This window comes from Cupriavidus sp. C1SS-2L, from assembly GCF_057073735.1.
In genome coordinates this window covers 498,095-521,028 of sequence record NZ_CP172709.1, presented here as the reverse complement: position 1 = coordinate 521,028, position 22,934 = coordinate 498,095, and the positions used below count along the sequence as shown (strand labels likewise).

The window sequence follows — 22,934 nt, the reverse complement described above, 5'->3', positions numbered from 1 at the left end:
TATTCCTGGAATGGACGAATGAACAGAGGCCCAGTGCGGAGGTCAGATATGCAAAGACGCGTCACGATTGGTGAATATGAAGTGTTGATCGAAGCTGAGCAACACCTCGGTACCACCCAGTTGGCCGGAGCGATTGGCTACGTAGTACGCTACTCGATTGCCCGTCCGGATTGCCGGCCCATCAGAGGCGATCTTCTCAGCGTACATTCCTACGATCTCATTGACGGCACCGACTACTTTCGCAGCGCCGATGCGGCGCTTGACCATGGAGTGGCAAAGGCGCGCGATGACATTGCCACCTTGTCGCCAAAAGTAAATCGGACACATCCCGGCATATCCGCGTATGCTCGGTGATGAAAGGAGACCGACATGTCGCAGAACAACGCAATCTACAAAGGTTTCAGGGTATCTGCGAGGGTGCGTCACGCACCCGGTGCAGTCCCCGGCGGGGACCGGGTTCAGTCGCGCTTCCTCGCTACCGTAACGATTACACAAGTGAGTACAGGAATGGGTTCGCGCAGACGGCTGCCAGCCGTGATCCAGCATTTCGCCAGTGCGCCGCACGCTGCCACCGCGCTGGCCTTGTCGTCGGCCAGGGATGCGATTGACGGCATGTCCACCTTCGTCAAGGCGAGGTGAGGTAGTCCCGGCGGCCATGCCATAGGCTCCGATCGAGAGAGAAAGAGGGGACATAATGTCGAGACAGCTCAAGCACAAGGCCGAACTGCGCGCCATGCTTCGCGCGGAACAGGCAAAATTTTCTGAATGTGAGGGCGCTTGCTTTGGCGACGTGCTCTGGCATGCCGCAGATGCCGGGGGCTGCAACTGGAGTCTGTCAACCATGGAAGGCGGCAACAGCGCCGCATGTTTGGAGATGATCCGCCCGTTCGCCAGCCGGCTACGCGAGATGTATAACGTGCCGGACGAGGGGAAATAGCGCATTACGGCCGCCACGCAAGTGACCTGTGCGTGGTTGCGATACATGGCAGCATGAAGGATCTAGCCTGCTGGCCCATATGGAATTCGCTGACGAGGTCCCCATCTGATTACCGAGCATGAAGCTGCTCACTTTCCCTATCGGGTTTTCCTCGCCCCGGTCCAACCTGTTAGCCATCATGCGATCAATGCTTGCGCTCCTTGAGAAAGGGTGAGTTCAGGGCCAATCCACCTATAAGGAGCCTCGCCCTATAGCAAGATCGGTTTGTGGTGGCGTGGCGCGAGTTGTCCGCGGGCGGGCGGGGGGTCGCCGCTGCCGACCACGACGCCGTCCGGCGGTGGACAACTCGCTGGCGAGCGCGTTTCGTTGTGCTTCGGCCTTGACGCTGTTCGCAGACAAGCGGCAAGCAATAGCCCAGCGCGCTGCGGAGGCTCTTGGGCATGATGAGCACCTCCTCTTCGGTTCAAGATAGCGGATGAGGCGAGGTCAATTCCAGGGATGTGGATTCGAATTTTTTCCCCTTTCGCGAGGATGGCCCAAAGAATGCTGGCGTGCTTGTTGGCTACTGCGACCAGGGCCTGGTAGTAGCCGACGCGGGCCTGCAGTTGGACATGATGTGTGCCTGGGCACAGTGGCAAGCGCTTAATCAGGAAATCGCCTGGTTCGATCGGCAAATTGCCACGCATGCCCGTCAGGATCCTGACTGGGGCGCCAACCGCAACGACGTCACCCGACTGCCGCCGATCGAGGCCATTCCTCCGAACCGTGGCAAATGTGGTCGTCCCCTATCCAAGCCCAGCATCTTGCAGAGTGATCGCGGATACCACCACGACAAATAGCGCAAGCCCCTACATGCCGTCAGCATCGCCACGGAGATCGCCCGCTGGGGCCAGCTGCACGGCAGCGGCCTTGGCAAGACCCGCTGGGTTGTGGAACGAACGATCGCCTGGTTGCACAATTTCACTCGACTGCGAGTTCGCTTCGAGAGACTCGCCCTCATACATGAAGCCTTCCTGAAAATCGCTTGCTGCATCATCTGCTGGCGCCATCTCATGAAAGTCATTTTGTTAGCGCTTCTAAGCGCGTATGCTGGGACTGCCACCTTGGCAAGCAACGCACTAGGAGCAACACCATGGCCAAGAGTCAACTACGCAGCACTCGCGAAGCGAAAAAGCCCAAGCAGCCCAAGAAGCCGTCAGTGCCGGCAACCCCGTTCAGCACGGCTCATTCGCGGGTTGGGAACGAAGGTGTCGCCAAGAAGAAGACGTGAATCGGTTGGCCGCGGACACGCGGCACAGTGATCACACGCAACTTGTAACGTTCACCGCAGGGAATCGATATCTCTACATTGAAAGCGCAGACCGCATCGGGAGGCGCATCATGATTCATCACAACACGGACCCCACTTTCCGAGGGCTTCCGCTCACCGCCGAGCAAGACTCGGAAATCCGTCACTACCTGAACAGGAAGGCCAGGCTGGGCAAGCCATGGAATACCCCGGAGCTACGCGGGATGCTTGAGGACATGCTGCTGCCGCCAAGTACCGAGGACGACAGCCAGAGCGACAGCCCGCCCGACGCGGTGGCCGCCGCAGAGCGCGCAGCCGCGTTCGTCGATCAGGACATGGAGCCAATCGAGGCGTATGAGGAATTGCATGCCGCGATGGAAGCCGAGAGCATGAAAGGCGATACGCATTAGCGGGAGCGCTTCGCGTTGGTAGTGAGCGTGCAAACCGGTCCATCAAAGGCGTAGAACGCAGGACGACACATGGCACTCAGTTTTCCCAACCCCAGCCGCAGCTATGATGGAACCAGGCATGGCGTGTGGTTCTGGGGTTACGACAACGCACGCGAAATTACCTTCCTTGTGGAAGACCGCGTACTGATGAATTTCGACTCCGCTCTCGGTTCTGACGAAGCCGGGGTGCTGGCCTCCTTCGACCGGCATCGCAATGAGATCCTGAAGATCGCCATGGCCCTCTATGTCGAGGGGCGGCAGACTCTCTACACCCTGCATTAAGAAGCCCTTGTGCGCGTCGCCATTCCGGTGCATGACACATGGCGGCACGGAATTGCTTGCGCGTCTCGTCATGCGCTTTATACGACAGTCACGCCAAGAACCTGTCGATGCTGGTCGACCCGACCGATCAGCGGCCCCGGCTCGCGCCCTTTTACGATCTGCTCAACACCCGGCGGTACCGGCACCTGAGCCAGATATTCGCCTTCAAGATCGGCGGTGAGAACCGCCCCGAGTGGCATGGCGGCACTGGTGGGCGCGACCCGGTTACACGTTGATAGGCCAACGCCAAATGACTCATTGGCCGTCGCAACTACGATGCCCGGCGGCTGGATAATACGGCTGATGTTGCCGGTCGGCTATGCGACGGCTGGCAAACAAAGTGTCCATTTTTCCGCTTACGCGGGATCCTGCGACAATTCCTGCCAGTGCGTGCGCGTGAAGCCATACAGCGCGGCGAGCGCTGGTGACAGCGACCTTGCGCCCATCCGCGCCACTGCATACCGTCCGCAACGGCTGGGGTCGGGAGGCATTGCCACCTCAACCATCTGCCCCGTCGCGCGCTCATGGCGCGTGATAGGCAATACGCCGAACAGCAGCGTGTCAGTGGCGAGCGTCACGCTGCGTAGCATGTCGAGATTGTCACAGATCAGTGTGAACAACGTGTCGGGGTTGACCTCTGGTCCCCACAGATCGGCGAGCTGGCGGCTGATGACCGCGCTTAGCGTGGTCGTGGCCACCGGCCAGCGGCCGATCGTGGCGATGTCGGGCATCGGTTCGTTCAGGATGGGATGGCCCGCGCGGCAGACAAGGCCCGCGGGAAGGTCGCCGAGCGGATCCATGTCGATGTCGTCCGCGGCGCGCAACACGTAAGCGTCCCCCACGATGGCGTCGATCGACTCGTTGCGCAGCCTGTCGAGCAGCGCACTGGTGGCGCCTGTCTCGATACGCACCTTGATGCGCGGGTGGCTGCTCGCCATGTGGATCAGGAATGGCGTGAGCAGCAGCGCGGCCGGCGCAGGCGCCATGCCGACCGTGATCGAACCTTCCTCGCCACCACGCAGCAGGTCCAGGTCGCGCTTCAACTGGCGCTCCTCCAGCCGGATGCGCCGCGCACGCTCGGCCACCAGTTCCCCAAATACCGTCAGCCGCGCACGCCGCGCGCCGCGGTCGAATAGCGGGGCCTTCACCTCGTCTTCCAGCGACCGGATGCTGCGGCTCAATGCCGGTTGCGTGAGGTGGACCGCTCGCGCGGCCTCGGAAAACGTCCCGTGCTCGACCACCGCGAGCAGATGCAGCAGCTTTTGCGTATCCATGCGTCGATGTTATGGAAATCGTTATTAATTTGCATTTGAATCATACCTCTGGACTCCCTAAGATGGCCAGACAACAAGAAATCGAACATGAGAACCAAGAAAGGACGGCGCCGGACTCCCGACAGCCGCCTCAACATCGAAATGGAGACAGACATGCTCAAGCTGTTCATAGGCTTGGGAATCCCGTACATCGGCGTGATCGGCATGCTGCCGTGGGTAGCGTCGGTCGAGCGCTTCGTGCTCGGGGTGCCCTTCATCTATGCGTGGATTTTCCTGTGGTTTGTGCTGACGTCGGGCTGCATGCTCGCGTGCTGGTGGTTGTTCGACCGACGCGCCGATTCGCTTGACACCGAGGTCGTGCCCGCGGCCGACCCCTGCTGAAGGAGCCAACATGACCAGCGCGGTATTCCTCGGCTTTCTCGTCCTGTCGCTCTACCTTGCCATTCGCTCGAAGAAGGGCCACGGCGCACAGAGCATGCACGACTTCTTCGTTGCATCGCGCCAGTTCGGCGCCTTCCTTGTGTTCTTCCTCGCCGCCGGCGAGATCTACAGCATTGGCACGATGGTCGGCTTTCCGGGCGGTATCTACGCCAAGGGGCCGACCTATGGTGTCTGGTTCCTTGGCTACATCCTGCTCGCGTATCCGCTTGGCTATTTTCTCGGTCCGCGCATCTGGCGCGCAGGCGCAAAGTTCAATGCGATCACGATGGCCGATCTGTTCAAGGGCCACTATGGCAACCGTACGCTCGAACTGATCGTGGCAGGGTCATCGATCCTGTTTCTCCTGCCTTGGGGACAACTTCAATTTACGGGCCTGGTGGCGGCGCTCAAGGGCCTCGGCTGGGAGTTCTCGCCGGTCTATCTCGTGATGATCTCGGCCGCGCTCGCGTTCACATACATCGCCATCTCCGGCGTGCGCGCGTCGGCCTATATCGCCATCCTCAAGGACATCCTGATGGTGGTGGCCATTGTTGCCACCGGCGTGGCCGTGGGCATGAAGGCGGGCGTGGGAGACGTGTTCCACGTGGCGAGCGTGCAGGTCAGCAACCAGATGACCGACACGCAACTGCGCTTCTCGATGAGCACCATGCTGTTCCAGGCGATGGGCTTCTACGTGATGCCATTCGCGGTGCAGAACTTCTTCACCGCGAAAAGTGCCGACACGATTCGCCGCACGCAGATCTACATGCCGCTGTACATGCTGATGTACCCGTTCCTCGTGCTGGCGTCGTACTACGCAATCAGCCAGAACCTGCACCTCGCGTCGCCGAACGAAGCGTTCTTCGCGGCGGCGGTGCGACTGCTGCCGGGATGGCTGCTCGGTCTGGTGGGGGCGGGCGCAGCGTTGTCGGGGCTGCTGGTGCTGGCTGGGATCTGCCTCGCAATCGGTCCGATCGTCACGCGCAATCTGCTGCCGGGGATGCCAGAAAGCAAGCAGAAGCGGGGCGCGAAGGTGGTAATTGTGGTGTATCTGGTGCTGTCGATCGGCATGACGCTCGCCACGCCCAACCTGATGCTCACGCTGATCAACACCGCGTATTACGGCGTGACGCAGTTCTTCCCGGGCGTGATCGTGATTCTCTTCGGTCTGCGCGTCCGGCCGCTCGCCATCGGGGCGGGCATCCTGACCGGCCAGATCCTGGCGATGGCGCTCTATCTGCAGCAGGCTGACTTCGGCGGCGTGAACATCGGCCTCATCGCGCTCGCCGTCAACGTGCTCGTCAGCGCCTTCGTCCACTATGCCCCGCGCCTCACCCGCGTGCAGGCCGCCTGAATTATCGAACCGATCATGACTACGACTACACAGGTCTTCGCAGCACGCAAGATCCTTACGATGAATCCCGCGCAGCGCGAGGCCACCCACGTGGCTGTGCGGGGCGGCAAAATCCTCGCGGTCGGCGGCCCCGCCGAAATGGCCCCGTGGCCCGACGCCGAGCCGGTCGACACGTTCCGCGACAAGGTACTCATGCCGGGCCTGGTGGAAGCCCACTGCCATCTGATGGAAGGTGCGATGTGGGACGCGGTCTACGTCGGCTATTTCGACCGGCGCGACCCGGACGGACGCCTCTGGCGCGGGCTGCGCACGCTCGACCAGGTCATCGACCGCCTGGCGGGCGCCGAAAGCCAATTGAAGGAGGCAAGCAAGCCGCTGCTCGCGTGGGGCTTCGATCCGATCTACTTCGGCACCGATCGGCTGTCGGTGCGGGAATTGGACCGCGTGTCGGCGTCGCGACCGATCGCGGTGATGCACGCGAGCGTCCACTTGATGAACGTCAACTCGGCCATGCTGGATCTGGCCGGCATCAACGAGGACACCGACATCGACGGTATCCACAGGGCTCCCGACGGGCAGCCCACGGGCGAATTGCAGGAGTTTGCGGCCATGTTTCCGGTCCATCGTGTGCTCGGCAAGGGCCTGTCGCTGGCGGCGGCAGAGGACCCGGAAGCGGTACGCCGATTCGGTCGCGTGGCTCAACTTGCAGGCGTGACGACTGCGACCGACCTTGTGAGCGACCTGTCGCCGCTTGGTCTGCACACACTGCGCGAAGTCACGAGTTCCGACAACTTTCCATTGCGCGTGGTGCCCGCGTTTGCGCCGCAGCGCAATCCGGAAGGCGGCCTCGCACGCGTGGCGGCGGCGCAGGAAGGGGGCTCAGACAAGCTGCACTTCGGTCCTGTCAAGTTCATCGTCGACGGCTCGATCCAGGGCTTTACCGCGCGACTGCGCGCCCCCGGCTACGCGGGCGGCCAGGAGAACGGCCTGTGGCTGATCCCGCCTGACCAGTTGCTCGACACCTTCACGCCATTTCACCGGGCCGGCCTGCAACTTCATATTCATACCAATGGCGACGAAGCCACCGAAGTCGTGCTCGACGCCATCGAGACGCTGCTCGCCCGCCACCCGCGCGCTGACCATCGCCACACGCTCCAGCACTGCCAACTGGCCGACGAAGCGCAACTCCGCCGTGCCGCGGACCTTGGCATGTGCATCAATTTCTTCGCCAACCACCTCTATTACTGGGGCGAGGCGCACTCGACGCAGACCGTCGGCCCCGAGCGCGCGGCGCGCATGAACCCAGCCGGTACCGCACGCAAGCTCGGGATCCCGCTGTCGGTGCATTCAGACGCGCCGATCACGCCGCTCAATCCGCTCTTTACCGCGTGGTGCGCGGCGTGGCGGCAGTCGGCGGCGGGGCGCGTGCTCGGCGAGGGTGAACGACTGTCCCTCGAGGAGGCACTGCACGCGGTCACGCTCGGCGCGGCATACACATTGAAGCTCGACCGCCTGATCGGCAGCATCGAGCCGGGCAAGCTGGCCGACTTTGCCGTGCTCGACGACGACCCGATTGCGCTTGGCGCCGAACGGCTCAAGGATACGCGCGTGTGGGGCACAGTGCTCGGGGGACGTATTTTCCCTGCGCCGACGCGATGAATAAGCGCGCGCCGGTGCCGATGGTCGTCGTCGGCGGCTATCTTGGGGCGGGAAAGACGACAATGCTGAACCGTCTGCTGGCCAACGGCGAGGGCCGGCGCATCACGTTGCTCGTCAACGACTTTGGCGAGATCAATATCGACGCCGTACTCGTTCGCTCGCGCAGCGACGACGTGATTCAGTTGGAGAACGGTTGCATTTGCTGCTCGATTGGAGGACGGCTGGCCGCCGCGCTGGTCGAAATCGGCCAGCGCGAGAAGCGCCCTGACTTGCTGGTGATCGAGGCGAGCGGGGTCTCCGACCCGCAGCGGATTGCACAGGTCGGATTGCTCGATGCAGCGCTTCGACTCAACGGCGTCGTGGTGGCGGTTGACGCTGAAAGCGTGTTCGAGCGTCTGGCCGATCCGCTCGTAGGCGACATGGTGCGGCGGCAGATCACTGGGGCGTCGGCGGTAGTGCTGACCAAGGCGGATTTGGCTGGGCCGACAGGCCTTGAAAGGGCGAGGGCGCTAATGGCGGAAATCGCGCCGCAGGCGACGGTGTTGGTCGCACACCATGGCGACGTGCCGTGGGAAGTCTTTGCGGACGTGGCCGAGCCTCGGCCTGTCTCACCGGGACTGCTAGACGGTCGAGAAGGCTGGCATAGCGTGTCCGGGGCGGCGCAGCACGCTGGCATACGCACTCTCGCATACCGCACCGGCCGCGTGTTTGACAAAAGTCGCCTGTGCCAGGCACTCAAAAACTTGCCAGTGCGCCTGCTGCGCGCCAAAGGGGTAGTGCGGCTGGCCGGCGATGTGTGTCTGCACGAAGTCCATCTGGTCGGAGGACGTCTGCGTATCGGCCGACTGGCATGCACCGATCGCATGAGCGAATCGGCGCTGGTGTTCATCGGCGCCTTCGGCGATGCAGCAGAAGCCGCCGTGCGCGCAACAATGGATCAGGCGGTCGTGTGAGCGCGCTGCCAACAAATCTTCCCGGTCCCAGATCAGCGCGGGCAGAGGGCGCCATGACGCGCGCACACGGCGCTCGCCAGGTCCGGTCGCCCTCAGGGCATCACCGGAGGATGGTAGGAAAGCGTCGCGGCGAAAGCCCATAACATGAGCAGAACTAACGGCGTATGCACCAGCAACTGGGTGAAGGTGAAGCCGACCACGTCCTTGGCCCGGATGCCGAGCACACCGAGCAACGGCAGCATCCAAAAAGGATTGATCAAATTCGGCAGCGCTTCAGCGGCGTTGTAGACCTGTACTGCCCAGCCAAGGTGTACCTTTAGTTCGTTGGCGGCCTGCATCACGTAAGGAGCTTCGATGATCCATTTGCCGCCGCCGGACGGTACGAAGAAGCCGAGCACGGCGGAATACACTCCCATGACCGCGGAGAACGACTCCGTGGTCGCCATGGAGACAAAGGCTGACGCCAGATGGTGCGACAGCGGGGCGCCGTTGCCGCCGGTCGCCTTGGTCAGGATAAAGGCAATGCCGCCATACAGCGGAAACTGGATCAGGACGCCGGCCGTGGACGGCACGGACTTCGCGACGGCGCGCAGAAAGCGCTTCGGACGCCAGTTCAGCAGCATGCCGAGCAGCAGGAACAGGAAGTTGTAGGTATTCAGGTTGGAGATGGCGAGAATCGGATTCTTGGTCGAAAACTCCTGATAGAGCCAGCTCGCGCCCATGGCGACCAGAACCAACGTCAGGATCGGACTGTATTCCAGCCATTCACCTGGCCGAGATGGCCGCGCGACCGCTTCATCGGCATCGTTCAGGTCAACCCCCATATCGGCCGCCGTGCGAGCACGCGCCTCGGTAGGGGCCGAGAAGTACGCCACCGCCAGGGACACGACGATCAATACGGCGGTCATCGCCATGGATTGCCAAAGAAAGATCGTATCGGAGAACGGGATGACCCCGGTGATATCCAGCAGAGATTTGGGCAGGCTGGCGGCATTTGCCTGTAGCTGCGCGGCGGAGGAGCTGAGTCCCAGTGCCCAGGTTGCCCCCATGCCAAGGTAGGCTGCCGCGCTGGCTGCCCTGTAGTCGACACGGAAGCCGCGCCGCCTGGCAATTGCGCGTACCAGCAAGCCACTGAAGATCAAACTGATTGCCCAGTTGAGCAGCGACGTCGACAGGCTCACGAGCGCGACGAAAGCCACGGCACCGCGCGCTGTCCGCGGCAAGGCTGCCAGACGGTTGATCAGCATGGCTGCCGGCGGCGACACCGCCACCACGTAGCCGGCAATCGCGACCACTGCCATCTGCATGGTGAAAGGGATCAGGCTCCAGAAGCCGTCGCCAAAGGCCTTCGCCACGGCCTGCGCTGGCGCGCCCACCAACATTGCGCCCAACGCCACCACGACCACGGCGATGGCCGCAAAAATATACGAGTCCGGGAACCACCGCTCGGACCAGTCAGTCACCCGTATCGCAAGGCGTTCCAGTCCGCCTTGTTGCAGCTTCCCGGCATCCGGGAATGCCATGCTTGTTGTCTCTTTCATGCTGAACTCCTTTGGCAGTTTCCTATATCGTTCTAATGGTTCGTCACGGCTTCGAAACACATGGCGGCCGCGGCCAGGTCTTCCAGTGCGGTCCCCACCGCCTTGAACACCGTGATCTCCTGCGCCGAGCGCCTTCCTGCATGCTCGGCCCTGCACAGGCCGGCCAGGTCGCTGAGAATCTCTTCGGGGCCGATCACGCCGCTGGCGACAGGCGACAGCAAGTCACCGGCCTTGCGGAAGGCCTCGTCCGTATCAACAAACACCGACGTGCCATCGAAGCACGCGTCATCGGCCTCTCGCATGGCAGGGGTGAAGCCCCCGATCAGGTCGACGTGGGTGCCGGGGCGCAGATATTCCCTGCGGATCAGCGGCTCGGTGGACAACGTTGCCGCGCTGACGATATCGACGGCACAGGTGTCGATATCGAGCCGGTCGACCACATCGGCATCAAAGCCGTCGGCGCACAGGCGGGCAACGAGCCGATGGGCCTGGTCCGTGTCGATATCCCACACCGCGACGCGCCGGATTTGGCGCACGGTGCGATAGGCATAGGGAAGCAGACCGGCCACGCGGCCGGCGCCAAGCACCAGCATGGAACTCGCATCCGCGCGGCACAGGAAGGACGCCGCGAGGGCCGACGCCGCGGCCGTCCGTCGGGAGGTAATCTCATTGCCGTCGATCAACGCCAGCGGCTTGCCTGTCTCCGCACGGTACAGGATGTAGGTCGAATAGAGCCCCGGTAGTTTGCGACCGTGGTTGCCGGGATAAACGCACACGGTCTTGACGCCCATGTACCCGCTTGCCGCATTCCACGCAGGCATCAGCAAAAGCGTGCCTGGCTCGCCCGGCGCGGCCGTGACCGTATGGCTGTGCCGAAGCGGCACCTCGCAACCCGATGCGAACGCGTCCTTCAGGGCTGCGACAAGGCGGTCGAATGGCAGGGACGCCCGCGTGGTGGGCGCATCGATGTTCAGCATGGCGATAACTCTTCAAGAAAATGGGAATGGTGATTCATGCGTCAATGACGAGGTCGCTGGCAGGCACCGCCTGGCACGCCAGGCATACGCCGGGGTCATCGGGCGCCTCGCCATGCAAGTGGTGTACGGTTCCGGATACGATCCGGACGGCGCAACTCTCGCACTGGCCGACGCGGCAGCCACTGGGCAGCCGAATGCCCAGCGCCTCGGCGAAGCCAAGCAGGGGGCCATGCTCGGAGCGCCACGAAAGCGTGATGTCAGACCTGCGGAACTGAACCTGGAAGGCCTGACTCGCCTCGATTCGCCGCACCGTCGGCGAACGGAAAACTTCCTTCTGGATATCGAAGCGCGGCACGCCTCTCGCGGCCAACCCGGCGGCAAACGCCGTCATCATGGCGTCGGGCCCGCACATGTAGACCAGCGGACGCGAGGCCAGCAGCGCGTCCGGCACAGCCGCCGCAGTGACGCGCCCATGCACCTGGAAGTCGCTGCCAAGGATGTCGCCGTCCGCGGGAGCGTCATAGAAATTGATCACCTTGAGTGCGGGGATCAGCGCTTCCAGTTCGCGCAGCGGGTCCCTGAAAGCGTGCGTGGTGCCGTTCTGGTTCGCATACAGCAACAGCATCCGGGGCGGGTCCTGTTGACCGACGAGCGATTCCAGCAGATTGATGAACGGGGTGATGCCGATGCCGCCGGCAAGCAGGACCAACGGTCTTGCTGTACGCGTTGGCATGACGAATGTGCCAGCGGGTGCGCGCAGCTCGATCGTGTCGCCGATCGCCAGTCGCGTGTTGATGAAGGACGAGGCGACGCCGGACACGACCTCGCCGCTGGCGAGCCGCGCCCTCGCATGCCGCACGGCGATCGCATAGCGGCGGCGATCGGCGACGACAGCAGGCCCGGTCAGCGAGTACGAGCGAACCACCTCCTGTTGGCCCGTGTCAACACAGAGCCTGATGGTCACGTGTTGGCCTGGCAGGTAGTCCGGCAGCCGGCCGCCGTCGGCCGGCTCCAGGTCCACCGCAGTCACATCGGTTGCCTCCTTGCGCAGCCCGACGATGCGGAACGGTCGATATCCTTCCCAGCGCCTGCGTCGTATGTCGAGCGTGGCGTCGCGTTCCACGTTGCAGTGGCAGCATCGCAGCGGCGAGGAGCCGCTAACCGGATCCTGCCGGGTCGCATCGATCAGTGCGTTGAAGTTTGCGCTTTCCGTGCCAAGCACGGCGGTGGGCTGTTGCCCCATGGGGTCGCACCCTTGCCACCATCCATACTCCCCAACCACCACGGCGGGGTGCAGGCCTGGCTGGACCCGCGCGGTAAATCGCGCGCTGCCGGCCGGCGTCGACACCCGGACGGGATCTCCCGTGCGGATGTTCCTGGCCGCGGCGATGTCGCTGGAGATATCGAGCTGCGGCAGCAATGCCTTGCGGCGCAAGGACGCCACGCCGCGTTGCTGGCTGTGGCAGTAGTAGCCGTTCTTCGCCGACGTCATCAGATAGGGAAACGATGCACTGGTCTGTCCTGCATCGTTCCATGCCGATTCTGGCAGGCCGGGCAGCGGTGGATAGCCATGACGGAGCAGGCGCTCGGAGTAGAGCTCGACCAGCCCCGTCGGCGTGTTGAAAGGCTGACCGTCGGTGCCGGCCGCGTACTTCATCTCCACATCCTCGACCAGCACGCGTATCCCTTCGGGGGCGTCGCGCAGCGCCGCCACGGTCAGCCCCGTCGGCGCCAGCATGTGGTTCCAGCCGGCTTCAAGGCTGCCGCCGAAGAAGGCTTCGTCGAGTCCGATGCGCGCAGCCAGTGCAAACACGATGTCGTTGTCCGAGCGGGATTCGCCGCGCGGCGCGACCATGCGCTGGCGCAACTGCACGAGCTGCTCGGCGTCGGCGGACACCTCGAAGCCGATTCGCAGGCCCTCGCGTTCCCAGGGCGTGTTCACTGGCAGCAGGATGTCCGCGTGCCGGGCGCTAGGGTTCTCGAAGAGATCGCAATGCACGTAGAGCTCCAGCTCACGCAGGGCCTGCTCTGCGTTGGCCACATCGGGCTGCGACAACAGCGTATTTGTGCCGAATGCAATCAGCGACGTGACCGCATAAGGTGCGTGATGCGTGATCGCGCGGTAGAGGTCCGGCGCCGTGACCCAGCCTTGCGCCGGTGGACCGAGCGGCCGCGCATCCAGCCCCAGCGCCTTGTGCGCCTGATCCGGGCTCAGCAAGTCGAACCGGCTTACCGCGTTGAACGGCGGCTTGCTATAGACACGGTTGCCGCCGCGGCGATCGAAGCTGCCCGTCAGCGCATACAGGCACGCAATGGCGCGCTCCGTCTGTGTGGCGTTCTCATGCTGACCGACCCCGGACCAGGCGTGATACGCGATGCGGCCCGCCGCTCCGATCAGGCTCGCCGCATGCCGGATATCGCCCTCCGGGATCCACGTGAGCGCGGCCGCGCGCTCTACCGTATAGCGTGCACACTCCGCGGCATACAAGTCGAAGGCCGGCTGGCACAGCAGCGACTTCCGCTCGCCGCCGCCGATCCGCGGGATGGCAAAGGTACCGCGCAGCGCGATATGCTGCGCGTCATCGACGCCTTTGCCGGCCGGCACCGCCATGCGCTGGCGTGCGTCCCAGACCAGCAGGGCATCCGTATCCGCCAGGCCGATGTCGCCCCCACGGAGGAAGGCACCGTTGTCCTGGCGCACGAGCAACGGGCCATTGGTCCAGCGCCTGATAAAATCGATATCGAAAGCATTGGCTTCGATCATCAGGTTGGCCAGCGCCATGGCCAGCGCAGCATCGCTGCCGGGCTTGACGCGCAGCCACTGGTCGGCGTCCTCCGCCAGGGCTGTCTGCCGCGGGTCCACCACGATAAGCCTGGCCCCGCCCGCCCGACCGGCGCCGATTGCCTCGGCTTGCGACAGCCACGTATTGGTCGGATTGTGCCCCCACAGCAAGATTAGCCCGGCATTGCGGTAGTCCGCCGTCGGCATCCCGCAGCCGAAGGTGAAGGCGTGTGCGAAGTCCTTGTGCCAGTTGCAGATCTCGGTGGCGTAGCAGATGTTCGGGCTGCCATAAAGGCGGACAAAGCGCTCGATCCAGTCGATGCTGTCCGACAGCGCTGTACCGCTAGGCGTCGTCACCGCGAACGCGACGGACTCGGCGCCGCGCGTGGCGCGCGCGTGCAGAAGGCGCGCGGCGATTTCATCGAGCGCCTCGTCCCAGGAAATGCGTACCCAGCCCGGGTCGTCCGCCCCTTTCGGATGGGTCCTGCGCATCGGGTACAGGATCCGATCGGCGCTGTGCACCAGTTCCGGGGCAGCCTTGCCCTTCAGGCACATCGCTTTGCCGGTGGGGTGATCGCCGTCGGGGCGGACCGCGACCAGCGTCTCGCCGTCGACGACGTTGACCGTACCGCAACGGGAACGGCACAACGTGCAGAACCCCTTCTTTTCTACTTCGCTCATCGCCAGATCCCAGCAACTTGTCTTCGAGCTGGATGCTAGCTAGCATGGAGCGTTATAGCTAATTCATAGTTTTGACATTGCAATATCGGAAAAATCGATGCTGCCGACACTGAAACAGATACAGCACTTTGTTGCCATTGCCGAGACCGGACAGGTGTCGCGCGCCGCACAGCGCTGCCACGTTTCGCAGTCCTCGATGACGGCATCGCTCAAGGCGCTGGAGGAGGTCGTGGGCGCGCCGCTGTTCTCGCGGCACGCCGCCGGGGTAAAGCTGACTGCTGCGGGCATTCGCTTCTTGCGCCATGCGCAGCAGATCGACGTGGCCGTGCGCGAGGCAGTCAGTGCGGCCGCGGTCGCCCCTGCAACGCTGACAGGCGTCGTCCGCCTCGGCGTCACAGAGACCATCACGGCATACGTTCTGCCCAAGCTGTTGCCCGCCCTCGAACAGAAGTTTCCGCAACTGGAACTGCAGATATTGGAGCGACCGCGCGGCGATATCGAGGCGCATATCGAGACAGGCAAGCTCGACCTCGCTTTGCTACTGGTTTCCAACCTGCCTGAAATGCAGCACGTTGGCTGCGAAACGCTGCTGCGCTCGGCGCGTCAGCTCTGGGGGCATCCGGACCATCCGCTGATGCAGCAGGAAGAGATAAGCCTGTCCGACGTGGCGCAGCACGACTATATCTTGCTGGACATGGACGAACATATCGCCACCGTGATCAAGTATTGGGGACAGTACGGGCTTTCGCCCAGCGTGCGGCTGCAAAGCTGTTCGATCGAGGCCGTGCGCAGTCTGGTGGCGTCGGGGCGCGGCGTATCGATCCTCTCCGATCTCGTTTACCGACCCTGGTCGCTTGAAGGGCAGCGCATTCTGCGGCGCGGCCTTTCTGACAGGGTGCCGTCCATGGACGTCGGATTGATCTGGCGGCTCGATGCCGGAGCAGACCCGCAGACGCAAAGCCTGCGGGAATTTTTGCGGGTTGCGCTGAGGGAAACGCTACGCTAGCGCCTTTACTTCGCCACCGCTCCCACATCAGTGCCTTTTGAGTCTCGGTGTAGTAGATCCTGCGCCTCTGTTTCATTTGCAACACCTCCACTGCTCACGAAGCGTCTAGTGTTGCATCGACGGGTTGAATCCACGACCCGTGTCGGCCACTCGCGCTTCGTAAGCCATTGGCCGGTATCGTGGGAGAAGGTGTCGTTCGGATGACGGCGTGAGTCTGTGAAACCCGTAAAGCGTCGCTGCGGTCGATCGAGGGTCAAGGCCCGAGCCTTGAGTTCTGGGAAGACTTCGGCCCAGTGTGCGCCTTCCAATGTACTTGCCTTTCTTCTCGTCAGTTCACCGCAATAAGTGCTTAAAATGGCACGCCAGAGGCTGGCGAAAGAGTACCGGCTGAAACGGGAGGGACGGGCCATATGAACATCACGCTGCGTCAACTCAGGTACTTCGTGGAGATCGCGCAGAGCCGCAGCTTTTCGCGCGCCGCGGAGCGGTTGCGGGTAGCCCAGCCCGCTCTCAGCCAGAATATCTCCTCACTGGAAGACAGCCTGGGCGCAAAGCTGTTCGAGCGCCATGCTCGTGGCGTCGAAATCTCGCCGGCCGGTGAGCGGCTACTGACGAGCGCCATCGACATTCTCGCTCGTACCGACGCCTTGAAGGACGACATCGACGGACGCGCAAGCCTTCCGACCGGGAGTGTGCGTCTGTCGATTGCCGGATCCATTGCCGGCGCCGTCATTGCGCCGCTGCTTGGCGCCGTGGCACGCGAGTATCCCGGCATCGAAGTGACCGTGCGCGAAAGCATGTCCTTCGAATCGCGCGCGCTCGTCGAGTCGGGGCAGGCGCATCTGGCCCTCATGCCGAGCCCCTCGGAAATCCAGGGAATGGCCTCTATACCTCTCTACGAAGAGCGCTTCATGTTGTACGGCACGCGTGCCGCTATGCGCCGCAAGCCAGAAACGATGACATTCGCGGAGGTGGCAGAACTGCCACTGGCCGCGCCGGATGGCGCGCATGACCTGCGCAAGATCATCGAGCGTGCGGCCAATGCCATCGGCCGTTCCCTTGATGTCCGGTACGAACTCAACAGCCCGCAGATGCTGATCGCGCTGGCACGTGACGGACTCGCGTACGTTGTGATGCCGCCCAGCGCCTGCCTCGAGGCCGTCGCGGCCAAATCCATTGTCGGACGCCCGGTGACGGAACCCGACCTGACCCGCATCCAGGCGCTGGTCTGGCCAGGGGACCGGCCCCTGTCTCCTGCTGCCGCGGCAATCCGTGACCTCATCGCCCACATTGTCGGTGACCTCGTGGAGCGCGGCGCGCTGCCCGGCCGGACGGTCGGGGCGACCTATAAGAAAAAATGAAACCTTCCTAGTCCGAGACAGTATTGGTTTCGGCGCAGCGGGTTGATTAGAGTTGTCTCCAGAGCGCACTGAGACGCCTTCGATGGAGACAAGCATGGCAAGCAAGAATGTTGTGGTCATCATGTCCGATGAGCACGACCCGAGAATGATGGGCTGCTCCGGGCATCCCTTCGTGAAAACTCCCAACCTGGATGCACTGGCCGCCCGCGGCGTGCGCTTCTCCAGCGCCTACACACCCAGCCCGATCTGCGTCCCGGCCCGTGCAGCCTTTGCCACCGGCCGGCGGGTACATCAGGTCCGGCTTTGGGACAACGCCATGCCGTATACGGGCGAGCAGCGCGGCTGGGGCCATGTGCTGCAGGACCGGGGCATCCGCGTCGAAAGTATCGGCAAGCTGCATTACCGCAATGAAGAAGATCCGGCGGGCTTCGATGCGGAGCACCTGCCGATGCACGTGGTCGGTGGCCACGGCATGGTCTGGGCGTCGATCCGCAATCCGTTTCGTCCACGCGAAAACGGCCCGCGTATGCTGGGCGAGCACATCGGCCCCGGCGAGTCGTCGTACACGCAATACGACCGGGCGGTAACGCAACGGGCGGTGCAATGGCTGCAGGAGGCGGCACAGCGCCAGGAAGCCGGCTTTGTGCTGTACGTCGGCCTGGTCGCGCCGCATTTCCCCTTCGTCGTACCTGAAGAGTTTTACAGCCTCTACCCGACCGACGGCCTGCCGGAGCCGAAGCTGCACCCGCGTACCGGCTACGAACAGCATCCCTGGGTCAGGGAGTATTGCGACTTCATGGCGTCGGAACGGCAGTTCGCCGATGCTGACGAACGCCTGCGCGCCTTCGCCGCGTACTACGGGCTCTGCACCTGGCTCGACCACAACGTCGGCCAGATCCTCGGGGCGCTGCGCGACAACGGATTGGAAGACACCACGCACATCGTCTACACCTCCGACCACGGGGACAACCTCGGCGCGCGTGGTGTCTGGGGCAAGTCGACCCTCTATGAAGAGAGCGTCAAGGTGCCGATGCTGCTGGCCGGCCCGATTGTCACGCCCGGTGTGTGCAACACCCCTGTCGACCTGCTGGACCTGTTCCCGACGATCCTGCAAGGCGCGGGTGTCGATCCGGCGACGGAGATCGATGAACGGCCCGGCCGCTCCCTGTTCGAGCTTGCGCGCTCGGCGCCGGAACCGGATCGGGTCATCCTCAGCGAGTACCACGCGGCAGGCAGCAATGCGGGTGGCTTCATGCTGCGCAAGGGACGCTGGAAGTACCACCATTACGTTGGCTTCCGCCCGGAGTTGTTCGACCTGGAGTCAGACCCCGAGGAACTGACCGATCTGGCTGGCGATCCGGCATACGCCCCGGTCCTTGCCAGCATGCACGAGGCCCTGCTGGCGATCTGCGACCCCGATGCAGTTGATCGGCAGGCCAAGTGTGATCAAGCCGCCCTGATCGAGCACTACGGCGGCCCCGATATGGCCCATACGCTCGGCTCGTCCACATCCACGCCCGTGACGGCAAAGACCGCTGCATAAGACAGGGAGCGACATCATGGACGACCAGCTTCAACTCGCATCGTCGACCGAGATCGATGAGCGCTTTCTAAGGGACTGGAGCGGACTCGCCGTTGGACGACCCGCCCAAGTGTATCGCCCAACCACGACCGCGGAAGTCGCGGCCATCGTGCGCCGCTGCCACGAGGAAGGGCGCCGGATCACGGTGCAGGGCGGCCTGACCGGGGTGGCCGGCGGTGCGGTGCCCGGCGAGGGTGACGTGGTGATCAACCTCGAACGCATGAACCGGATCGAAGAGATCGACGCTCTTGAAGGCGTGATGCAGGTCCAGGCTGGCGCGACGCTCCAGCAGGTCCAGGAGGCGGCGGCAGATCAGGGCTGGATGTTCGCGGTCGACCTCGGCGCACGCGGCAGTTGCCAGATCGGCGGCAATGCATCGACCAATGCCGGCGGTATCCGCGTGATGCGCTACGGGACAATGCGCGACTCCGTGCTCGGCGTCGAGGCCGTGCTGCCCAACGGCACTGCTGTCTCTTCGCTCTCCCGCCTGGTAAAGAACAGCACGGGACTGGATCCACGGTTCCTGTTCATCGGAACCGAAGGCACGCTGGGCATCATCACACGGCTAACCCTGCGGCTGCATCCGCCGATGGGCGATCTGGCGGCGGCGTGGGTGTCGGCCGCCCGCTTCGAGGCACTGCCGCAACTGCTGCGTGCGCTCAAGCGCCGCCTGGGTTCGGCGATGTGCGCGTTCGAATTCATGTCCGACCGTTTCGTCAGTCTTGCGTCGCGCCTGACCGGGCAGCCGGCGCCAGTCGCTGCAGCGCCATGGCATGTCCTGATCGAGGCGGCCGGCAATGTCGGGCAATCGATGGAGGATGCGCTGCAAGCAGCGTTGTCCGATGCGCTGGAAGCCGGCGAGATCACCGACTGCGCATTTGCGGCATCGCTGTCGCATCGTGAAGCGTTCTGGCGTCTGCGCGAGTCAATCCCGGAAGTCCTCACGCATCTCAAGCCGGCTGCGACGCTCGATCTCGGCCTGCCGTGGAGCGAGACTGCCAGCTACATCGGGCAACTGGAAGCCGCGCTGCGGGATCGCCTGCCGGATGCGGAACACCTGTTCCTCGGGCATCTGGGCGACAACAACATCCACCTGATCAGCGGCCCCGTCGACGACGCCGGCGTGCACCTCGTCGACCAACTGGCCTACGCTGCACTGAAGGGCCGCGGGGGCACCGTCAGCGCCGAACATGGCGTTGGCCGGCTGAAGAAGGAATACCTCCTGGTATCGCGCAAGCCCGAAGAGATCGCGCTGATGCGGTGCATCAAGCAGGCGATGGATCCGGCCGGCATACTGAATCCCGGCCGGATATTCGACTAGCCTGGAGATCCACATGCATCGCAGAACCTTCATGGGTGCGCTGGGCGCGTCGCTGCTCGCCACGCTCGAACCGGCTTGGGCGCAGGGCTATCCCAACGCGCCGGTCAGGATGATTGTGCCCTACGCGGCCGGGGGCGGGGCGGACGCCATCGCCCGCTTACTCGGGCAGGGGATGGGCAACGAACTCAGGCAGAGCTTCGTGGTTGACAACCGTCCCGGGGCTGGCGGAATGATGGGCGCCGAGGCAGCCGCCAAGGCCTCCCCGGACGGCTACACGGTGCTCGTTGCCGGCAATCCGGAACTGACCATTACGCCGTGGCTGCAGGCGAAGAGGTCGTATGCGCCGATCACCAACTTCACGCCGGTCGTGCTGATCTCGCAGTCGCCAAACGTGTTCGTCGCCAATGCCTCGATCGGCGCGAAGACCTTGCACGCGGCGTTCGACGCGGCAAAACGCAGCCCCGGCGGTATTACTGTCGGCACACCTGGCAACGGTTCACCGCAGCACATTGCGCTGGAGTTGCTGCGGGCACGTACCGGGCTCGACATCGTCCACGTTCCTTACAAGGGGGCCGGCCCTGCAACCGTGGCCGCGCTGGGCGGAGAGGTGACCTTCGCGCTCGTCGGCGCGCCCCCGCTGTTGCCGCATATCGCGTCCGGCAAGCTGGTGCCGCTGGCGACCACGCAGCCCCGCCGCTCGCCACTGCTGCCGAACGTGCCGACGCTCGGCGAGGCGATGGGCGTCATGCGGGAGGACGACTTCGTGACGTGGTACGGCCTGCTCGTGCCGTCGCGCGCGCCCGCGGACGTCGTCGCCCAGCTTGAAAAGGCAGCGTTCACAGTGCTCAAGCGCCCGGACACCAGGGCGAGGTTCCTGGCCCTCGGGACGGATCTGGTCAGCATGCCGGGCGCGCAATTCGCAGAACGGATGCGCAGCGAGTCGACGCGTTACAGAGACATCATCAGGCGCTTGGGCATCAAGGGGGCGTAGCTCCCGCCAGCCAAGGCTGGCGTTGTGATTGGCTCACGGCCTACTGGTTCTCGAAGCCCGCACCCGCGTATCTGGTCTGCGTGCTCTCGGCACCCTAGCCTGAGGGTAACGGTCGGACCTCGATGTTGGCCGTGCGCCACAAGTTTTTAGCGACGCGACGGAGAGCGCGGCACCATACCGATTGGAGACAAGTGATGACGTCAATCGACCTCGCGTTGCAAGCGCACCATCCCATGCTCAGGCAGAAGTGGAAAACCGTTATCCTGGCGAGCCTTGGCGGTTCGCTGGAACTGTACGACTTCATCATCTACGGCGTCTTCGCGCGGGAGATCGCCACGCAATTCTTTCCCGCGACAGATCCCGTCGCTTCGCTGATCGGCGCCTTCGGCGTCTTCGCGCTCGGATACATGTCCCGGCCGCTGGGCGGTGTCATCCTGAGCAGCCTGGGCGACCGATTCGGCCGGCGCGTGGTCTTCCTGGTCTCGGTGCTGGCGATGTCGGCCACGACCATCGGCATTGGCCTGGTCCCCGGCTATGCGGCCATTGGCATGGCCGCACCGGTGTTGCTCGTGATGCTCCGCCTCCTGCAAGGATTCTTCCTGGCGGGGGAATTGCCCTGCTCGATCACGTATGTGGTAGAGGAGGTACCCGGCCGCGCGAGCACGGTCAGTGGGCTTGTCATTTTCTGTGCCGCTGCGGGTATCCTGATCGCGACGCTCGTCAGCCTGGTCATTCATTCAACACTGTCGGCGGATGATGTCCTGACATACGGGTGGCGCATTGCCTTCCTTTTTGGCGGCGTCATCGGCCTCTTGTCGTACTGGCTGAGGACCTCGCTCGAGGAGTCCAGCGAGTTCCAGCAACTCAGAAGCCACAAAGTCAAGCGCCCCTTCCGCCGTGTGCTCGCTGAATATCCGAAGCAAATCGTTGTTGGCGTGGGAGTGGCTGGGATCGTTAACGCGTCGAATAGCTTGTTGTTCGTGGTGCTGCCGTCGTACATGGCGCTTGTACTGCATGCGGATCCGCGTCTTGTCAGCGAGGGGCAGAACATCGGGATTGCCACGATGTGCGTGTCGCTCCTTCTCTTTGCCTGCCTGGGTGACCGCATCGCGTCTCGACACTGGCATCGGCTCGGGACAATCCTGATGCTGGCAGGAAGCTACCCATTCTATGCACTGCTCACCGCCCAGAGGCTCGACGTGATCGCGGCCTTCACGATCATTGGGGCCATAGGCGGACTGGTGAATGGGTCCTACGCCTTCCTGTTGGCGGATCTTTTCCCCACTGAAGTCCGCTTCAGTGGCATTGCGCTTTCGCTTAACCTTGCCACGGTCATATTCACGGGCGCCACGCCCTTCCTGGTGACACAACTCCTGCACGCGACGGGATCTCCGGCTGCGCCTGGCCTCTACCTGACGGGTGTCGCCGTTATTGCACTGGCTGCCGGCATCGGGCTGAAGGCTATGGGGGGCAGAATCGATCGCGCCGGTACGATCGCGGGCGCAGCTTGATTCGCCACTAACGTCGGCCGGGCAGCAAGCGAAGTGGGCCACGGCTGCGTAGAACCGCTCATGTGTTCCTGTGTGGCTCCCCAGGGCGATACAGGATCGACTGAAGTCGGGCGGCGTGGCCCTCGCCGAACTCGACAGGCAGATCATTGGCCGGTACGGTCATTTGCCGGCCGAAGGCGAGTGACAGAATCTGGCCGAACTCTGCCCTCCTCCCTTTCGGCGCCGGCTGTTGGACGCCGAAGGCAACTACCGCCGACCCATAGCTGCCATCCGCACACTCATCCTATCAACGTCTGCTTTCAAGACACTTCGGGGGGCGACAGTCGAGGTTCCGCCGCAGGCTTCCCAGTGCATGCGGGAAGGTTGCATCGGCTCTACCGTCGAAGCTGAAGCGCGTCCAATAGGGTGCGTGCTTACTTCATCCGCAGAGCGCGGGAGCGTTTGACGAGGTGCGGCCATGAGCGCGCATTGCTACCGAAAGAACTGCGGATCGTGCCTTAGAAAGGTAATTTGGAGGTATGATTGC

General features: G+C 63.5%; 20 protein-coding genes and 1 pseudogene. 17 read left to right on the top strand and 4 right to left on the bottom strand.

Annotation, left to right across the window (positions count from 1 at the left end; genetic code table 11):
- Positions 1-48 precede the first annotated feature (48 nt).
- From ACIGJG_RS20070 to ACIGJG_RS20040, 7 genes and pseudogenes are all read left to right on the top strand, one after another.
- Positions 49-354 (top strand): hypothetical protein, encoded by a 306-nt coding sequence (locus tag ACIGJG_RS20070; protein WP_245001842.1) that lies wholly within the window; start codon positions 49-51, stop codon positions 352-354.
- A gap of 15 nt (positions 355-369) precedes the next feature.
- Positions 370-639, top strand: a complete 270-nt coding sequence (locus tag ACIGJG_RS20065) for a hypothetical protein (RefSeq protein ID WP_011301855.1) — start codon at positions 370-372, stop codon at positions 637-639.
- Between the two features lie 55 nt (positions 640-694).
- The gene (locus tag ACIGJG_RS20060; protein ID WP_011301856.1) at positions 695-937 is read left to right on the top strand and encodes a hypothetical protein; all 243 of its coding nucleotides are present in this window, start codon (positions 695-697) and stop codon (positions 935-937) included.
- A 707-nt stretch (positions 938-1,644) separates the two neighbouring features.
- A pseudogene (locus tag ACIGJG_RS20055) lies at positions 1,645-1,980 on the top strand (transposase); the annotation flags it as partial.
- A 337-nt stretch (positions 1,981-2,317) separates the two neighbouring features.
- Entirely contained in the window at positions 2,318-2,635 is a 318-nt protein-coding gene (locus ACIGJG_RS20050; RefSeq protein ID WP_011301857.1) for a hypothetical protein, read from the top strand.
- A gap of 69 nt (positions 2,636-2,704) precedes the next feature.
- Positions 2,705-2,956, top strand: coding sequence for a DUF1488 family protein (locus ACIGJG_RS20045; RefSeq protein ID WP_011301858.1), 252 nt, complete (start codon positions 2,705-2,707; stop codon positions 2,954-2,956).
- A 38-nt stretch (positions 2,957-2,994) separates the two neighbouring features.
- Complete coding sequence (locus tag ACIGJG_RS20040; RefSeq protein ID WP_483673806.1) at positions 2,995-3,231, top strand: HipA domain-containing protein; 237 nt, start codon at positions 2,995-2,997, stop codon at positions 3,229-3,231.
- A 120-nt stretch (positions 3,232-3,351) separates the two neighbouring features.
- Here ACIGJG_RS20040 and ACIGJG_RS20035 read toward each other — a convergent pair whose 3' ends face one another.
- A complete protein-coding gene (locus tag ACIGJG_RS20035) occupies positions 3,352-4,269 on the bottom strand; it encodes a LysR family transcriptional regulator (protein WP_011301859.1) in 918 nt (305 codons plus the stop codon).
- Positions 4,270-4,422: 153 nt separating this feature from the next.
- Here ACIGJG_RS20035 and ACIGJG_RS20030 point away from each other — a divergent pair, with 153 nt between their 5' ends.
- Genes ACIGJG_RS20030 through ACIGJG_RS20015 form a run of 4 tightly spaced genes read left to right on the top strand, consistent with a single transcriptional unit; the run spans position 4,423 to position 8,655 of the window.
- On the top strand, positions 4,423-4,650 hold the full coding sequence (locus tag ACIGJG_RS20030) for a DUF3311 domain-containing protein (RefSeq protein ID WP_041680362.1): 228 nt from the start codon (positions 4,423-4,425) through the stop codon (positions 4,648-4,650).
- A gap of 10 nt (positions 4,651-4,660) precedes the next feature.
- Positions 4,661-6,043 carry a sodium:solute symporter family protein gene (locus ACIGJG_RS20025; protein WP_011301861.1) on the top strand — a complete coding sequence of 461 codons (1,383 nt, stop codon included), beginning with the start codon at positions 4,661-4,663 and terminating at the stop codon, positions 6,041-6,043.
- Between the two features lie 15 nt (positions 6,044-6,058).
- Positions 6,059-7,702, top strand: coding sequence for an amidohydrolase (locus ACIGJG_RS20020; protein ID WP_140948861.1), 1,644 nt, complete (start codon positions 6,059-6,061; stop codon positions 7,700-7,702).
- Positions 7,699-8,655 carry a CobW family GTP-binding protein gene (locus tag ACIGJG_RS20015; protein WP_011301863.1) on the top strand — a complete coding sequence of 319 codons (957 nt, stop codon included), beginning with the start codon at positions 7,699-7,701 and terminating at the stop codon, positions 8,653-8,655. Before ACIGJG_RS20020 ends, ACIGJG_RS20015 begins: the two co-directional genes overlap by 4 nt.
- A 92-nt stretch (positions 8,656-8,747) precedes the next feature.
- On the opposite strand, the gene ACIGJG_RS20010 is transcribed toward ACIGJG_RS20015, so the two are convergent.
- From ACIGJG_RS20010 to ACIGJG_RS20000, 3 genes are read right to left on the bottom strand one after another with little or no spacing between them, the layout of a single operon-like run.
- Positions 8,748-10,196, bottom strand: coding sequence for a short-chain fatty acid transporter (locus tag ACIGJG_RS20010; protein ID WP_011301864.1), 1,449 nt, complete (start codon positions 10,194-10,196; stop codon positions 8,748-8,750).
- A gap of 32 nt (positions 10,197-10,228) precedes the next feature.
- The gene (lhpI, locus tag ACIGJG_RS20005) at positions 10,229-11,173 is read right to left on the bottom strand and encodes a bifunctional Delta(1)-pyrroline-2-carboxylate/Delta(1)-piperideine-2-carboxylate reductase (RefSeq protein WP_011301865.1); all 945 of its coding nucleotides are present in this window, start codon (positions 11,171-11,173) and stop codon (positions 10,229-10,231) included.
- Between the two features lie 34 nt (positions 11,174-11,207).
- A complete protein-coding gene (locus tag ACIGJG_RS20000; RefSeq protein WP_483673804.1) occupies positions 11,208-14,636 on the bottom strand; it encodes a molybdopterin-dependent oxidoreductase in 3,429 nt (1,142 codons plus the stop codon).
- Positions 14,637-14,733: 97 nt separating this feature from the next.
- Between ACIGJG_RS20000 and ACIGJG_RS19995 the strand changes: the two genes are divergently transcribed.
- The 6 genes from ACIGJG_RS19995 to ACIGJG_RS19970 all read left to right on the top strand — a co-directional run bounded on the left by ACIGJG_RS19995 (position 14,734) and on the right by ACIGJG_RS19970 (position 22,408).
- Positions 14,734-15,642: a LysR family transcriptional regulator gene (locus ACIGJG_RS19995; RefSeq protein WP_011301867.1), complete on the top strand. Its 909-nt coding sequence runs from the start codon at positions 14,734-14,736 to the stop codon at positions 15,640-15,642.
- 410 nt (positions 15,643-16,052) lie between these two features.
- Complete coding sequence (locus ACIGJG_RS19990; RefSeq protein WP_011301868.1) at positions 16,053-17,003, top strand: LysR substrate-binding domain-containing protein; 951 nt, start codon at positions 16,053-16,055, stop codon at positions 17,001-17,003.
- 94 nt (positions 17,004-17,097) lie between these two features.
- Positions 17,098-18,546, top strand: coding sequence for a sulfatase family protein (locus ACIGJG_RS19985; protein WP_011301869.1), 1,449 nt, complete (start codon positions 17,098-17,100; stop codon positions 18,544-18,546).
- A 16-nt stretch (positions 18,547-18,562) separates the two neighbouring features.
- Positions 18,563-19,906 carry an FAD-binding oxidoreductase gene (locus tag ACIGJG_RS19980; RefSeq protein ID WP_011301870.1) on the top strand — a complete coding sequence of 448 codons (1,344 nt, stop codon included), beginning with the start codon at positions 18,563-18,565 and terminating at the stop codon, positions 19,904-19,906.
- A 13-nt stretch (positions 19,907-19,919) separates the two neighbouring features.
- Positions 19,920-20,897 carry a Bug family tripartite tricarboxylate transporter substrate binding protein gene (locus tag ACIGJG_RS19975; protein WP_220630558.1) on the top strand — a complete coding sequence of 326 codons (978 nt, stop codon included), beginning with the start codon at positions 19,920-19,922 and terminating at the stop codon, positions 20,895-20,897.
- A gap of 194 nt (positions 20,898-21,091) precedes the next feature.
- Positions 21,092-22,408: an MFS transporter gene (locus ACIGJG_RS19970; protein WP_140948856.1), complete on the top strand. Its 1,317-nt coding sequence runs from the start codon at positions 21,092-21,094 to the stop codon at positions 22,406-22,408.
- Positions 22,409-22,934 lie beyond the last annotated feature (526 nt).

What these genes read in the sequence shown, in the direction of transcription:
- ACIGJG_RS20070 (WP_245001842.1), top strand. Translation starts at nt 49, where the DNA reads ATGCAAAGACGCGTCACGATTGGTGAATATGAAGTGTTGATCGAAGCT.
- ACIGJG_RS20065 (WP_011301855.1), top strand. Translation starts at nt 370, where the DNA reads ATGTCGCAGAACAACGCAATCTACAAAGGTTTCAGGGTATCTGCGAGG.
- ACIGJG_RS20060 (WP_011301856.1), top strand. Translation starts at nt 695, where the DNA reads ATGTCGAGACAGCTCAAGCACAAGGCCGAACTGCGCGCCATGCTTCGC.
- ACIGJG_RS20050 (WP_011301857.1), top strand. Translation starts at nt 2,318, where the DNA reads ATGATTCATCACAACACGGACCCCACTTTCCGAGGGCTTCCGCTCACC.
- ACIGJG_RS20045 (WP_011301858.1), top strand. Translation starts at nt 2,705, where the DNA reads ATGGCACTCAGTTTTCCCAACCCCAGCCGCAGCTATGATGGAACCAGG.
- ACIGJG_RS20040 (WP_483673806.1), top strand. Translation starts at nt 2,995, where the DNA reads ATGGCGGCACGGAATTGCTTGCGCGTCTCGTCATGCGCTTTATACGAC.
- ACIGJG_RS20035 (WP_011301859.1), bottom strand. Translation starts at nt 4,269, where the DNA reads ATGGATACGCAAAAGCTGCTGCATCTGCTCGCGGTGGTCGAGCACGGG.
- ACIGJG_RS20030 (WP_041680362.1), top strand. Translation starts at nt 4,423, where the DNA reads ATGCTCAAGCTGTTCATAGGCTTGGGAATCCCGTACATCGGCGTGATC.
- ACIGJG_RS20025 (WP_011301861.1), top strand. Translation starts at nt 4,661, where the DNA reads ATGACCAGCGCGGTATTCCTCGGCTTTCTCGTCCTGTCGCTCTACCTT.
- ACIGJG_RS20020 (WP_140948861.1), top strand. Translation starts at nt 6,059, where the DNA reads ATGACTACGACTACACAGGTCTTCGCAGCACGCAAGATCCTTACGATG.
- ACIGJG_RS20015 (WP_011301863.1), top strand. Translation starts at nt 7,699, where the DNA reads ATGAATAAGCGCGCGCCGGTGCCGATGGTCGTCGTCGGCGGCTATCTT.
- ACIGJG_RS20010 (WP_011301864.1), bottom strand. Translation starts at nt 10,196, where the DNA reads ATGAAAGAGACAACAAGCATGGCATTCCCGGATGCCGGGAAGCTGCAA.
- lhpI (WP_011301865.1), bottom strand. Translation starts at nt 11,173, where the DNA reads ATGCTGAACATCGATGCGCCCACCACGCGGGCGTCCCTGCCATTCGAC.
- ACIGJG_RS20000 (WP_483673804.1), bottom strand. Translation starts at nt 14,636, where the DNA reads ATGAGCGAAGTAGAAAAGAAGGGGTTCTGCACGTTGTGCCGTTCCCGT.
- ACIGJG_RS19995 (WP_011301867.1), top strand. Translation starts at nt 14,734, where the DNA reads ATGCTGCCGACACTGAAACAGATACAGCACTTTGTTGCCATTGCCGAG.
- ACIGJG_RS19990 (WP_011301868.1), top strand. Translation starts at nt 16,053, where the DNA reads ATGAACATCACGCTGCGTCAACTCAGGTACTTCGTGGAGATCGCGCAG.
- ACIGJG_RS19985 (WP_011301869.1), top strand. Translation starts at nt 17,098, where the DNA reads ATGGCAAGCAAGAATGTTGTGGTCATCATGTCCGATGAGCACGACCCG.
- ACIGJG_RS19980 (WP_011301870.1), top strand. Translation starts at nt 18,563, where the DNA reads ATGGACGACCAGCTTCAACTCGCATCGTCGACCGAGATCGATGAGCGC.
- ACIGJG_RS19975 (WP_220630558.1), top strand. Translation starts at nt 19,920, where the DNA reads ATGCATCGCAGAACCTTCATGGGTGCGCTGGGCGCGTCGCTGCTCGCC.
- ACIGJG_RS19970 (WP_140948856.1), top strand. Translation starts at nt 21,092, where the DNA reads ATGACGTCAATCGACCTCGCGTTGCAAGCGCACCATCCCATGCTCAGG.